Annotated in this window: 13 protein-coding genes, 1 other RNA gene and 1 pseudogene; 11 read left to right on the top strand and 4 right to left on the bottom strand. The window is 39.8% G+C overall.

Going from position 1 to position 13,028, the window contains the following annotated elements; all coding sequences use genetic code 11:
• Nucleotides 1-51 precede the first annotated feature (51 nt).
• The 5 genes and pseudogenes from NF865_RS03630 (at nucleotide 52) to NF865_RS03610 (ending at nucleotide 3,919) form a co-directional block, all read left to right on the top strand.
• Nucleotides 52-1,623: a M1 family aminopeptidase gene (locus NF865_RS03630; RefSeq protein WP_253305234.1), complete on the top strand. Its 1,572-nt coding sequence runs from the start codon at nucleotides 52-54 to the stop codon at nucleotides 1,621-1,623.
• Nucleotides 1,617-1,757 (top strand): annotated as a pseudogene (locus NF865_RS03625) (oligopeptide ABC transporter ATP-binding protein); the annotation flags it as partial. The gene NF865_RS03630 and the pseudogene NF865_RS03625, both read left to right, overlap by 7 nt.
• Nucleotides 1,758-1,800: 43 nt before the next feature.
• On the top strand, nucleotides 1,801-2,334 hold the full coding sequence (locus tag NF865_RS03620; protein ID WP_253305233.1) for a hypothetical protein: 534 nt from the start codon (nucleotides 1,801-1,803) through the stop codon (nucleotides 2,332-2,334).
• The gene (locus NF865_RS03615) at nucleotides 2,312-3,073 is read left to right on the top strand and encodes an NAD+ synthase (protein WP_253305232.1); all 762 of its coding nucleotides are present in this window, start codon (nucleotides 2,312-2,314) and stop codon (nucleotides 3,071-3,073) included. The genes NF865_RS03620 and NF865_RS03615 overlap by 23 nt, the downstream gene beginning before the upstream one ends.
• 12 nt (nucleotides 3,074-3,085) lie before the next feature.
• Nucleotides 3,086-3,919, top strand: a complete 834-nt coding sequence (locus NF865_RS03610) for a DMT family transporter (protein ID WP_253305231.1) — start codon at nucleotides 3,086-3,088, stop codon at nucleotides 3,917-3,919.
• Between the two features lie 8 nt (nucleotides 3,920-3,927).
• Here NF865_RS03610 and glnA read toward each other — a convergent pair whose 3' ends face one another.
• Nucleotides 3,928-5,250 carry a type I glutamate--ammonia ligase gene (gene glnA, locus NF865_RS03605; protein WP_253305530.1) on the bottom strand — a complete coding sequence of 441 codons (1,323 nt, stop codon included), beginning with the start codon at nucleotides 5,248-5,250 and terminating at the stop codon, nucleotides 3,928-3,930.
• 223 nt (nucleotides 5,251-5,473) lie between these two features.
• On the opposite strand from glnA, the gene NF865_RS03600 reads away from it, so the two are divergent.
• The 4 genes from NF865_RS03600 to rnpB all read left to right on the top strand — a co-directional run bounded on the left by NF865_RS03600 (nucleotide 5,474) and on the right by rnpB (nucleotide 8,210).
• Nucleotides 5,474-5,881, top strand: coding sequence for a DUF61 family protein (locus NF865_RS03600; protein ID WP_253305230.1), 408 nt, complete (start codon nucleotides 5,474-5,476; stop codon nucleotides 5,879-5,881).
• Between the two features lie 17 nt (nucleotides 5,882-5,898).
• Nucleotides 5,899-6,165: a hypothetical protein gene (locus NF865_RS03595; protein ID WP_253305229.1), complete on the top strand. Its 267-nt coding sequence runs from the start codon at nucleotides 5,899-5,901 to the stop codon at nucleotides 6,163-6,165.
• A gap of 43 nt (nucleotides 6,166-6,208) precedes the next feature.
• A complete protein-coding gene (locus tag NF865_RS03590) occupies nucleotides 6,209-7,855 on the top strand; it encodes a COG1361 family protein (protein ID WP_253305228.1) in 1,647 nt (548 codons plus the stop codon).
• A 38-nt stretch (nucleotides 7,856-7,893) separates the two neighbouring features.
• An RNA gene (gene rnpB / locus NF865_RS03585) (RNase P RNA component) lies at nucleotides 7,894-8,210 on the top strand.
• On the opposite strand, the gene NF865_RS03580 is transcribed toward rnpB, so the two are convergent.
• From NF865_RS03580 to priL, 3 genes are read right to left on the bottom strand one after another with little or no spacing between them, the layout of a single operon-like run.
• The gene (locus tag NF865_RS03580) at nucleotides 8,207-9,064 is read right to left on the bottom strand and encodes a DMT family transporter (RefSeq protein ID WP_253305227.1); all 858 of its coding nucleotides are present in this window, start codon (nucleotides 9,062-9,064) and stop codon (nucleotides 8,207-8,209) included. The genes rnpB and NF865_RS03580 overlap by 4 nt on opposite strands.
• Nucleotides 9,061-10,095 carry a DNA primase catalytic subunit PriS gene (gene priS, locus NF865_RS03575; RefSeq protein ID WP_253305226.1) on the bottom strand — a complete coding sequence of 345 codons (1,035 nt, stop codon included), beginning with the start codon at nucleotides 10,093-10,095 and terminating at the stop codon, nucleotides 9,061-9,063. Before priS ends, NF865_RS03580 begins: the two co-directional genes overlap by 4 nt.
• On the bottom strand, nucleotides 10,079-11,272 hold the full coding sequence (gene priL, locus NF865_RS03570; protein ID WP_253305225.1) for a DNA primase large subunit PriL: 1,194 nt from the start codon (nucleotides 11,270-11,272) through the stop codon (nucleotides 10,079-10,081). Before priL ends, priS begins: the two co-directional genes overlap by 17 nt.
• A gap of 202 nt (nucleotides 11,273-11,474) precedes the next feature.
• Here priL and NF865_RS03565 point away from each other — a divergent pair, with 202 nt between their 5' ends.
• The gene (locus tag NF865_RS03565) at nucleotides 11,475-12,224 is read left to right on the top strand and encodes an ATPase domain-containing protein (RefSeq protein WP_253305224.1); all 750 of its coding nucleotides are present in this window, start codon (nucleotides 11,475-11,477) and stop codon (nucleotides 12,222-12,224) included.
• 11 nt (nucleotides 12,225-12,235) lie between these two features.
• Nucleotides 12,236-13,015: an RAD55 family ATPase gene (locus NF865_RS03560; protein WP_253305223.1), complete on the top strand. Its 780-nt coding sequence runs from the start codon at nucleotides 12,236-12,238 to the stop codon at nucleotides 13,013-13,015.
• Nucleotides 13,016-13,028: the final 13 nt, after the last annotated feature.

Raw genomic sequence — 13,028 nt, 5'->3', positions numbered from 1 at the left:
TTGCGTAGTTATACTCACAGAAGTATACTTAGGACTATCTGGGGGAGAATAATGTCGAAGAGAAAGATGCTCTTTGCAGTTCTTGTACTCCTTATTCTTTTCGTTGGTTGGATAGCATGGGATACTTCTCCAGCTATGGAAAAACATAATATTCCTAAAGCAGAGAATTTAGAACTTCGTATTTTGTATCCAGAAAAACCAAGTGCAAAGGTGTCATATGGATCAGTTATAACAGAAGTTTTTAGGGATCTTTCCGCTAATTATACCTATCACCCCTATACTGTTGTTGGAAATCTGAGTGCTTTAATTACACCCGATCTTGTTAAAATTAAGTGGAGTTTTTTGATTATGAACAGAAGCCAGGAAAATACAACGATTTACATTTTATCCCCAAACTTTGGCAACTTGAGCTTGGTAATTAAAGACCAACCAGTTAACTTATCAAAGCTGTCTCACTACTCGTTACCTTACTATGAAGCGAAGATACTGTTTCTGAACGTGAGTTATCCAAAAGACAAACCGATACAGGGAGTAATAGAATACGAAACAAGAACAAATCTCCTGCTTGCTTACTTGCTCCCACTTTCCAGGCAATTTTTGGGAGGTTTTTATTTCCCACAAAACTATCCTCACGTGATATACTTTTCGCAAAACTTTGTTTTTCCAATATCTCCCGTGGGAATTCTTGGACTCTATTCTAATGGAACTCTCCTTGTTACCTTCCATTCAAAATACGAGGTAAGGTCTGAATACCCCTTGAAAGTGGAGTATGTGAATGATAAGACAACTTTAAGGCTTGATATCTCCAAACTGAGGGGCTCTGTTTATATCTACGAAAGAGGCTTTTTCCAAGAAGCTGAATTCACTATGAATAACACCAAAGTAAAAGTTTATGCTCCAAAGAATACGATGTTAGGCTTTAGGGAACTATCAAATGTCACCATGGAAATGATAAAGAGTTACACAGAACTCCTAAAAATCGTCCCGTACTCTGAAATCAACGTAATTTTTTATCCAGATTTACCTTATGGAAATGGGGAGGAATTTGAGGATTTTGAAGAGAGAGGAGTTGCAATAGTTGGTATTCAAGGTAGTGTCGGGGTAGCGGACTTTCTATCAACACTTGGACATGAGGTTGCCCATGTATGGTTTGGAAGCTATACTCATCTTGGAAAGATAGAAGAAAGTCTCGCCACCTATATGACCATCAGTTTGGAAGATTCTACCAGGTTAGATTCAATTGAAGGGGATATACTGACTTATTTTCCCATCTATGGAAAGCCGTTGGCTAAATCATATGAGGAGGGTATATCTAATCCAGATGTGAGGAATAGTGTTAGATACTATGGAGGTGCTTTCATCTTCCGTTCTCTGCAGTTTGTTCTTGGAAACGAGGCCTTCTTTAATGGTTTAAGAGAACTTTTGAGGGGGTGTCATGGTGAAGAATGCAATTTAACGGACGTTCAAAACGTTTTCGAGAAAGTTAGTGGGCAGGACTTAGACTGGTTCTTCAAGGAATGGTTTTACACCCCAAAAGTGCCTGATTATGAAGTAAGAAACTTAAGTGTAACTCAGAGGGATGATAAATACTTCCTAACTTTTGAAATTGTTGACGTGCTGTGAATATACCTCCTGGATGTAGGTTCCATCCAAGGTGTCTCTACATGGAAAAGGGGCTTTGTGACGCCAAACACCCGCAATTGGTAGAGTACGAACACAACCACTGGGCAGAATGCCACCTAATAGGAAAATACTGAGTTCGCGTAACTTTTTTATTCTCTTACTTAATTCTTTTATGTGTTGTTGAAGGTGATATCAATGAGTAGCTTTAAGGAGGGTCTTACTTATCCACCAATTAGAACAGGACTACTATTGCTGTTCTTGGCTCTTCTGATGTCTCTAGGAGCTTCTTATAATGTCCCTAGAGAAGAACTCCAAACAGGTGTTTGGGGCCCTGGAACTTACGTTATTGGGGACGAAATAGAAGCCTCTGGGGATATCATGAGTATAAGTCTTGAAATTTCCTCAGACAACGCATCAGTTAAGATAATCACAAATGGTATAGAAAACACATACACTTTACTGGGGGACACTAAGACACTGGAATTTACTTCAAAGCCCTCAGTTTTGGTTGAAAAGGGGGATGTTAGGTATTCATATACCATAAAGTGGGTTGATTATCCATACACGTATCTCAGCTTTCCGGCATTTTTTATCATGATCGTGGGGAGTATCATAGCTTTTAAGGGATATTTAAGCTTCTTAGAGTCTCTCAAGGAAAAAGCTGTAGCAAAAAAGAGGAGGGAGAAAAATGAGAACCATAGACTACGATAAAGTCATAAACAATATAGTGATGTTCACAAAAGAAAAAGTCAATGAGGCTGGAGCAAATGGTGTGGTGATTGGAATCAGTGGTGGAGTAGATAGCGCAACGGTTGCTTATCTTGCAACAAAAGCTCTTGGAAAAGAGAGAGTTCTAGGCTTAATAATGCCGTATTACGAGAACCACGACGTTGAAGATGCAAAACTCGTCTGCGAAAACCTTGGAATTGAATACAAACTAATAAGCATTAAGCCCCTCGTGGACGAGATTGAAAAATCCGTTGGGGGACTTGATATCAAGAGCAAAGGGAATGTCATGTCCAGGATAAGAATGGTCTTGCTGTATGCCCATGCAAACTCAAGAAACTACCTCGTTTTGGGCACTTCTAATAAAAGCGAATTTTTGACAGGGTATTTTACGAAATGGGGCGACAGTGCCAGTGACTACGCTCCCCTCATAAACCTTTACAAGACTGAGGTCTGGGAAATTGCTAAAAGAATTGGAGTCCCAGAAAAGATAATAAACAAAAAACCAAGTGCTGGATTATGGGAAGGGCAAAGCGACGAAGATGAACTAGGAATTAGCTACAAGCTCTTAGATGAAATCCTCTACAGATTGGTAGATTTAAAAATGGAAAAAGATAAAATTGCTGAAGAGTTAGGCATTCCAGTTGAGAAAGTTGAGTACGTCGAGCATCTAGTCAAAAAAAGCGAGCACAAGAGAAGACTCCCCATAGGACCAGAGCTCTGAGGGTGAAGCAAGTTGAAAAAAGGATATATACTTGTATTTTTAGCCGCAAGTATGTGGGGAACTCTCGGTATTTTCGCTAAATTGCTCTATGGATTTGGATTAGACCCTTTCACAATAACGTTTTATAGAGCCTTAATAGCATTCGCCCTTCTCCTTGTTTACAACATTTTCAAAGGCTTCCAGATTAAAAAACACAGACTGCCTTTCTATGCATTTTACGGATTTTTTGCAGTATTCTTGTTTTACATACTATATTTCTACACTGTCAAAATTTCGTCGGTATCTTTGGCAGTCCTCTTGCTGTATTCCGCCCCAGTTTATTCCACGATACTGGGATACTTCATCTTTAATGAAAGAATCACGTCTATAAAGCTCATAGCACTTGTAATGGCAATAACAGGAGTGCTTCTAGTTGTCAACCCCAATGGAGAGAACGTAAGCAAAATAGCTATTGCACTAGGGCTTCTTTCTGGATTTACATATGCTCTCTATGGGATTCTAGCAAAATTTGCTGTAAAAAACGAAAGACCAGAAGAAGCCCTTCTTTACACAATAGGTTTTGGAGCTATTTTTCTGCTCCCGTTTTCAGAGTTTAAAATTCCCATCTCAGCTCTCCCATATCTTTTCGGCCTCGCATTCTTTCCAACGTTTTTGGCGTATATCTTATACAACACCGCACTCAAGGAGATAGAGGTTAGCAGGGCATCGATAATTGCCACAGTAGAACCAGTGGTCGCTCTAGTCCTTGCTTATCTTATATTCCATGAAACTTTAACGACCAAACAAATGATTGGAGCCATGCTGATAATCTTAGGCTCTCTCATCTTGCATGTAGAAGAGAAATAATGAAAAAGTTAAAGATAAAAGTAGCGCTCAAGCTCCCATTCTGTAACCTTTGTTGTTTTCTTATCAATCCCTTTCTTTTCTAAATATTTCTGATAGTCCTCCCATTCTCTTGTCTTGTATTCTATAAAGTTGTGGTAAGCCCTCCCAAGAGTCTCTTTGATCACCTTGTCTTTCTTTAGTTCTTCGAGGGCCTCTTCTAAAGTATCTGGCAGAAGGTCTATCCCCAAAGAATCCCTCTCTTTTTCTCCCAATTCATATACGTTCTCTTCCACATAGGCAAACGGCTCAATTTTGTGTTTTATCCCATCCATACCGGCCATTAAAACTGCCGCAAACGCAAGATATGAGTTTGCACTTGGATCCGGGCAGCGATATTCTATCCTCGCTCCATTTCCCGTATAGGCAGGAACTCTTATCAGTGTACTTCTGTTTTTGTATCCCCATGAGACATATATCGGAGCTTCATATCCCGGCACAAGACGCTTGTAAGAGTTAATAGTAGGGTTAGTTATCGCTGTTAAAGCTCTCGCGTGCTTTAAGATACCCCCTATGAAGTAAAGGGCTTCGTCACTTAGGTCATTCTCTCCTTTAAAAATGTTCTCCCCATCTTTCCAGAGGCTTATGTGTAAGTGCATTCCATTACCAGGCTTACCAAAAAGGGGCTTTGGCATAAAGGTGGCGTAAAGGCCATAGCTTTCTGCCACTGCTTTAACTAAGTACTTAAACTTGACTATATTGTCGGCAGCTGTTAATGCATCTGCAAAGCGGAAATTTATTTCATGTTGTCCCGGCCCAACTTCATGATGCAAAACTTCTGGAATTAGCTTAAACGCGGGCATATAACGGGCTATAACCCTCTTTATCTCTCTCGCTTTATCCAAACCAACAAGGTCAAAATAACCTCCCCCATCGGGAAGCTTGAGCTCACACGAGCCGTTCTTTTCAAAAAGGTAAAATTCTGGCTCGGGGCCTATATATGCTGTTATTCCCTTCTCCTTCAATTTTTCCACAACTGCTCTTAATATTCTCCTGGGATCAGCATGGTAGGGTTTATTATCTTTGTAGATATACCCAAACACCTTTGCTATCCCTTCCCAAGGAACTTCCACGTAAGTGGTTGGGTCTGCTTTAAAGATAAGATCACTGTCCTCTATTCCCTGAAATCCTGAGATTGAAGAGCCATCAAAGGATATCCCATCAGTCACTGCTTCCTCGTATCGTTCAATTGGAACTTCCATTCCCTTTGGAATCCCGTTTATATCAACAAAAACCAGTTGCAAGAACGCAGGTTTTTTCGGACTATGGTCGATAAATGGTTTAACTTTGTTCATTTTTATCTCACCTTTTTTGATGATATATTCAGCATTAGGCACGTAACTTTATACAATGTTTACAATATAACTTTTTCTGATGAACTATTGACAAAATGTCAAATAACCCCAGCTATGCCAGATTTATGTTTAAATATTGCAATGTTAAGAAGGAATTTTGATGCTTTCTTGTCAATGATACATCAAGAAAGTTTTTTATTCTCCTCTAAAGAAAAACCAATATATGATCAAAGAAGATGAACTAATCCAAAAAGAACTCTCGCGGCTAAATTCTCACTTACCTAAAAGCAGAAAGACCCTCAAAACCCTCCTTGAGGAGGATGACCCGAAGGTAGAGCTTAGGGATGGCCAGTTTCATTTTTTTAAGCAAAAAGAGCTGAAGTATCTTAGCAGTTTACTCGACAACGATGAATACAACTCCCTTTATCTTCCTATAGTACTTGAGATTACACCAACATGGCATGGATATTTCAGAGTTAAAGGAAAGATTGCAGTCAAGGTTATTGAAAAGGTACTTGGGATGTATGATCCACTCGAAGAGAAAAGTGAAGCAATCTTTCCCCGCTATCTAATTCCACAAATCCGAAAAAAGTTGCCTACAGCGACAACTTACGCGTTTATAATAGAGTAGGTTTAGGAGTGATAAAAATGGACGAAAACAGAACCCTGATTCACTACTATATGTTCACGATTCCCCACATAACTGTCTTTGCTGGGGCAATTCTAGCTATTCTTCTCATATTACACATCGATTTAAAGAAAGCACTCGGAGTATTTGCCACTTTTTACGGAATTCTGCTCATTATAATAGCTGCAATAGTTAAAAATCACTTTTCAAAACTGTCACTATACCGAATAAGCCTGTTGCTTTTTATAATGTTCACACTCTTAGGTATTCTATTGCTCATAATGTGAAACTTTATATTTATTGAACTGCAAATTATTCAGGGGAAGAGTTATGAAGAAGGTTATCCCAGCAATCATAACATTGCTAATGATTTCATCGTTAGTGGCCTCTCAACAATTATTTTTCTCGACAATAGAAAGCAATATCCGTGTAGTGTCTGGGGACTATAAGGAGGGAACTCTCACTATTGTAAATAATGCTGACAAGGAATTCCAAGTAGTAAGCTATCGGAGGTATTATGTGGTCGATGAGAACCATGAAGAAGTTTCTGGAATTAAGCTCGAGGTTTATAAGCCCACAGGAGAACCGGTATCTTCTGGAGTCATCTATACATATTGGAAATCTGGCGAAAAGAAAACCTTGCGGTACAAAATTTATGTCGATGAAAGTGTAAAACCCGGAAAATACACCCTCTTCATAGTTCTCTGGGGATTCTTAGAATCGGGAGAAATAAACATTATCACAGTTCCCGTTCCACTTGAGGTTACTGATATCCCGCTAATATTCAAAGAAATCCATGTGCAGATAAAAGAACGCGGTGTTCCAGCATTCCACGTACTAAATGGAGAGACCCTAGAAGTATATTCAACAATCTACAATCTCAAAACTTCTCCTGTATCTATAAAAGGGAGTGTGTATTTGGAAAAGGACGGAAAACAGTACCTTAAAAAAGACATTGCAATAGACTTAACTCCAGGAGAGAACTCAGTTCAGATAACCCTTCCAATTCCCTATGATCTCCCTTCTGGACAGTATAAGCTGGTATATACCCTTACGTATTCAAAAGGTACTTATTCGTTCTCAAAAGAAATCTACGTATCTTTTGGAGTTGATTTAGTTGAAATTTCTCTAGAAAAAACCCAAATAATGGAAGATGACTCCAATACCGCGTATTTTACAATATTGTCCGAAAGGGTTATTCCAGTGAATCTCAGCATTGAGGTGTATGGAATCAACAACGAGCATATTTACAACCAAACCAAAGAAATCACACTTAATAAAGGCAGCAATGTTGTGAGAGTAACTCTCCCACCTTTACCGCCCGGCTACAAAAAAATAACAGGAAAAATATCGTTTAGAGACATAATACTCGACCAAGACTATTCCAGTTACGATGTACTAGCATATCCTAAGATTGAAAGCATCTCATACAAAAAACTCCCTACAGGAGAGGTTAAGTTTCTGGTAAAGCTTAGCAACAAAAATCCTTACGAAATTCGTGGAATTCTTTATTATAGCTTTTTTGGTGTTAATGGCACAGTACTAAAGGCTTCCAAAGACCTCATATTGGCACCAAGAGAAAACGAAGTAGAGTTCGTTGTAAAACTCCCTCTAGGGAAAATCGAATATGAGATTTCTCTGGAAAGCTATGGAAAAGAACAAAAAGTCTATGGGGCCCTAAAACTAGAATCTCCAACCCCATCAACTACATCTTCAACTCAAAGTTCTCCTTCATCAACAAGCTCATCCTCCAGCTCCAGTACAGTCCCTCTTGAGGAAAGCTCAACAAAATACTATGCTGTTGCAATAGCTTTGTCTTTACTGCTTCTACTAGCTCTAGTTGGTTATTATTTGAAATCCCAAAAATCAAAAAGAAGAAGGAAACGTCCTAAACCAAGGAGAAAATCCCCGTTAGGCAGATTTAAAAAGCCAAAGGAGCCTGAGATTAGAGAGTACAAAGAATTGCCCAAGAAATGACCAAATCTTTATAATCTCTTTTTTCTTAATTTAACAAGGTGAGGGGGCTGGGGCTGTCCGCAAGGAGGAAGTTCCGCCCACCGCACCGGGGCCGCGGTGCCGTGAGGCACCTCCCGAGAGGGAGGGCAACGGCGCAGAAACGACACGCCCCTCGGGGGGTGTGGATGAAAGCGGTGAAGGCTCCCGGTGACGGGAGCCGAGTTAACCCGCAGACAATCCCGAGGGGAGCGGTGAAACGGCCGTCCCGCGGGGTGCAAGGCCAAGAAAGGGCCGATGAGTTCCCGGTGTGAGGCCCGTGGTAGGCCGCTTAGTCGAATGCCCCGAAAGTACAGAAGGCGGGCTATAGCCCCCTCACCTACTCTTTAAGTCTAAAAGAGAGGCTAACAAAATCAAACTCCCTCCAATTATCGTTCTTATCGTGGGTACTTCCCCAAAGATTACTAGAGCATATATAACCGCACTGAGAGGGTCAATATAGCTTAAAAGCGCTACCTCATTCGCTTCTACTTCCTTGAGGCCATCCATATAAATTAGAAGAGCAAATGAAGTATGAACTACAGCGATAATTCCAACAACTGATAAAGAATAAAGAGATATTGCCAATCCCTCAAAGGCTTCCACTAATGGGAAAAGAATCAGCGTAGCAAAAAAGAGTTGAAAAAATGTCAAATACGAGCTTTTGATGTCCCTTAAATACCTGCCCAGAATAGTTACGCTGGCATAAAATAAAGCCCCTAAAAACGCAAAAATCATTCCCAAAAAGTCCTTGCTCTTAAGAGAAATCCCCCCCTGCGTTCCTATTATAAACGCCCCCAAAAGAGCCATGGAGATGAGAATTATTCTCCTTGTTGTTATTTCTTCCCTAAGAAATATCGCAGAAAACATGACAACTATTATGGGTGCCAAATAATAAATGAGAGTTGCCTTTGCTATGTCCGTGTATAAGACAGCCGAAAAGAAAAACACCCAATTCAACCCAAGCACTGCCCCCAGCAGAAACACCAAATGAACTTTGGGCTTTATTTCTGAGAACGCTTTTTTGACCCATCCGGGATCCTTGAAAGTATATAAAACTAGGAAGATCAAGCTACCCAAAAGCACTCTGTAGAAAGCTAATTTCAAGCCGCTTAAGTTTGAATACCTCGCAAAAATCCCCACGCTTCCCCATATAGCCATGGAGAGTATTACTTTAGCCCTTCCATACATCATGTGTGCTCCTCCATCTCTTCTTTCCATAACTTGTAGGCTTCTTTGACTTCTTTTTCCCTAAATTTGGGGACAGCATCTTTAAGTGGGTCAAAAGACTGAAGCTTTTTCTCACTACTTCCTATGTACGTCGCAATAAGGCCCACTTTCGAGTGCAGACTTGAAGGCAGGCGGAGGATTCTCTTAACGTCCACGGTAACTCGCCCGTCAAAGTATGCTTTTGAAAATACTGTAGATAAGCCAAACAGCCTTAAAAGAGTCTTGTACCCAATGCCCTGCGGGAATGCCGTTAGTATGGCTTTTTTTACGAAATTCTCATAAATTTCGTCTCGGTTTTCCATTATTAGACTTATCTGCTTTCTATTCAATCCAATGTTCCTCAAGTGGTATTCTGAGATTCTCTTAATGAAATAGCCAAATCTCAGTCTAAAGACTCTATAGTAACCTGAAGACAACAGCACTTTCCTCTCTTGGATGTCTTCAAATGTAATTTCTTCGGCACTTGAAGTATAGCTCAAAATTCTCTCCCTGGCTTTTGAGTCCAACTCCAAGGCCCAATCATCAAGAACTCTAATATGGTACCCCCTACCAGAATAAACAACGTGAATGTCTTCAAACCCGAAGTCTTCTCTCAGGATAACAAGAGTATCCTTAGCCAATTCCTTGGCATCTTCAAGGCACAAAGGACACACAGTCCCAGCCTCGTGGTTACACCTTTTTAAGGGAAGATCCTTTGCGTCTATATCAAAAACAAGCTCCGCCCCAAGCCACCCGCTCATGTTTTTTGGATCCTCATACAAGGCTACACTGGAATAGATTGAATAGGGGGCCGTAATTTTTACGTAATCTTCAAGATCTTTAATATCTTGGAAGACATTTTTCCTGTCGTTGGGACCTTCGCCAGTATGATCAAACCCAAACTCTCTATTTTCTAAGGTGTCAAGGATAAACTTCGGGATTTTCTTTGAATTCCATTCTTTTGAATAGTATTTTACCCTCTCCTCTTTGGTGGCCTCCCTAAACAGACTGCTCATTCTTTTCACCTTGGCTCTTCTTACTCAAATACAGTTTTCTGAGATAATAAGTTAAGGGGTTTTTAATGTATCTACAGTCTTTATCCGGCTTACAAAGAGAGGGGGCGCTGGCTCGTATTTTCTCGCAATTAGGGGGAAAATACCACGTTGAGTTTCCGCTGTCTTCTAAAGTTGGTTCTAAGGTGTAACCAAAGCCTAAATGGTACCATATGTTCTTGATCTCATTCGGCTGATCTTCAAATAAAGGAGGCTTGCATCTGTTGCCTGCCTGAATTATCAGGGGCAATATTTCTTCTTTTATTACCCTAAGGTCGTTTATACAGTCTTTAACTCTAACATCCCTTTTGGGAGGATTTGGACATATCCTGGCATAGCTCAAGAAAGAAGTCAGCAGCACCGTTATAGCGTAGTTTCTTAATCCGCTCGGAACGCCCCCTAGGGCTATTTTAACACAAGGAGGAAAGAAATCAAAATGCAATGGTTGAGCGGCTGTGCTGAATTTTTCAATCCTTTCTTTGAAATATTCCCGAGCAAGCTCACTTAACCTAGAATAAAGCTCCACGTAGTATTGAGGCAGTTCTTCTCGAATATCGTAGAGAATGTTAACTGCCTTTTCGAGGTTTTTCTCAAAGCTCTTTTTCCATAATTCTATCACTTGTGTTTTATTTAAATACACGTACCCATTTCTTATGTAAAATTCCTTAAGAGACCCCTCGTTTAAGGATAAAAACGTCTTCAGAGGCATTTTATATTTAAGGGTAATTTCCTCTTTTTCTTCAGGGGGTAATTCCTTATGAAGAGTTTTTTCAATTATTGTTCTATCCCTTTTTGGAATTTCATTTTCTGAGGGTTTTTCTAAGGGAAGCGCAAGTTCATCAAAGTTTTCTGACGATTCTATCTTTGTCTGATATATTTTCAGATTTGCCTCCTTAACAAGTTCCATCTCTACTCCATAAGGGGAAAATGCCAAAGCACCTAAGAGAGCATAAAAACTCATCAAGTCCTTCAAATCATCTAAAGTCAACAAATGATCAGGGATTCTACCAGTATTTACCCATCGAACTCTCTCAAGAGCTAGCTCCATGTCTAAATAGCTAGGAATAGTATCAAGTAGGTCGTTAATAGTTTCAAATTCATTTAACAGCTCTTGAGCTCGCTTCCCGAATGGATCTAACATTGACTCACCTTTTAGAATACTACCCATTTTACAATAAAACTCTTTTGCCGACAGATTATCATGAAAATTCATCAATTTGTTAAAAATTTTACAACATCGAAAGCATAGTATGGTATGAATTCCAAAAACCTTATATTTTAAGAGGTAGTAACTTTAGTAGACAAAAAGTGTGAAGTATTATGATGATACAAGGTGAGTCATTATGATGGACGATTTTTCTAAGAGAAGGGTAAAAAGCGGGATTCCGGGGTTTGATGATCTAATTGGGGGAGGATTCCCCGAAGAATCAACAGTCCTTATCACAGGTAGCACTGGAACTGGTAAAACTACTTTTGTAGCTCAATACGTATACAAGGGTGCAGAAGAATATGGAGAGCCGGGAGTGTTAGTAACCCTAGAAGAGAGGGCAAAGGACATCAGAAGAGAAATGGCCCAGTTTGGATGGGACTTCAAAAAATATGAAAAAGAGGGATTAATTGCAATTGTTGATGGTGTTAGCGCAATTTCTGGAATACCGTCTGAAGAAAGATTTGTTCTGGAGGATACCCTCAACGTAGATAGCTTCCTGAGATATATATACCGAGTAGCCAAAGCGATAAATGCAAAGAGAGTTGCTATTGATTCTGTACCCTCAATAGCTTTTAGACTTCAAAATGAGAAGGATATCAGGGGCGTACTCTTAAAGTTGAACACGATTCTTCTCGAGATGGGTGTTACAACACTCCTCACTACAGAGGCTCCAGACCCAAAAGCAGGGAGGATAAGCAGATACGGAATAGAGGAGTATATAGCAAGAGGTGTTGTTATCCTTGATCTTCAGGAGAAAAATATAGAGCTTAAACGTTATCTTTTAATCAGGAAGATGAGAGGAACCAAGCATTCTATGAGAAAGTATCCTTTTGAGATAACCGATCATGGAGTTGTTGTGTATCCCAGTGGTGAAATTTATTAGAGGGATGCAAATTGAATCTAGGTATTTCATCCCAAGGAGAGATAGAGGAAAGGGTAGAACGAGTTCCTACAGGAATTATTGACTCCTTAGTAGCGGGCGGGATACCAAAGGGCAGTGTCGTCCTCATCCTAGGGGATCCCAAATCGGGCAAAACAACTTTTATAACCCAGTTTATGTACAATCAACTAATTTCCGGAGCAAACGTTATCGGACTTCTCATTGACGTATCCAAGTATGAATTCATAAGCAATGCACTTGATTTTGGATGGGGGCTAATGGGTTATTTAAACGACAAGCTTTATATTCTCGACGCATATACTCAAAGACTACGTGGAGGGCCCAAATTCTCATTTACGGAAGAAGTAATACCAGATATCAGGGACACCTCTCAAGTAATAGACGTAATAAAAGACATAACCACCAAAATAATCCTAAACAACCCTCATGTTGAGAATCCCCCAGTCATTGGTATAGTTTCGTCTTTAACCCCAATGTTCTTTGAAACCGAAGAAAAGCAGATATACAAATTCTTAGAAGATTTAAAGGCATTCGCCCACAAAAACAAGCAAGTATGGATACTGGAAATGAACTCCGGTGTAGAAAAGCCGCATGTCGAAACTATAATTAAAGCAATAGTGGACGGAATCATAGAGATGAAGCTATTTGAAGAAGAGAAGACTTTAAAAAGATACCTAAGGGTCTATGGAATGAGAAGAACGCGTCATGCTCTTTCTTGGGTACCTTACGAGATAACAGAAAGAGGAATTATATTACAGAATCAAAACTTGTGAGCTCTTAGTATTA

It is taken from the genome of Thermococcus aggregans (assembly GCF_024022995.1).
Lineage (GTDB): Archaea > Methanobacteriota_B > Thermococci > Thermococcales > Thermococcaceae > Thermococcus_A > Thermococcus_A aggregans.
This window is presented reverse-complemented; position numbering and strand designations above follow the sequence as displayed.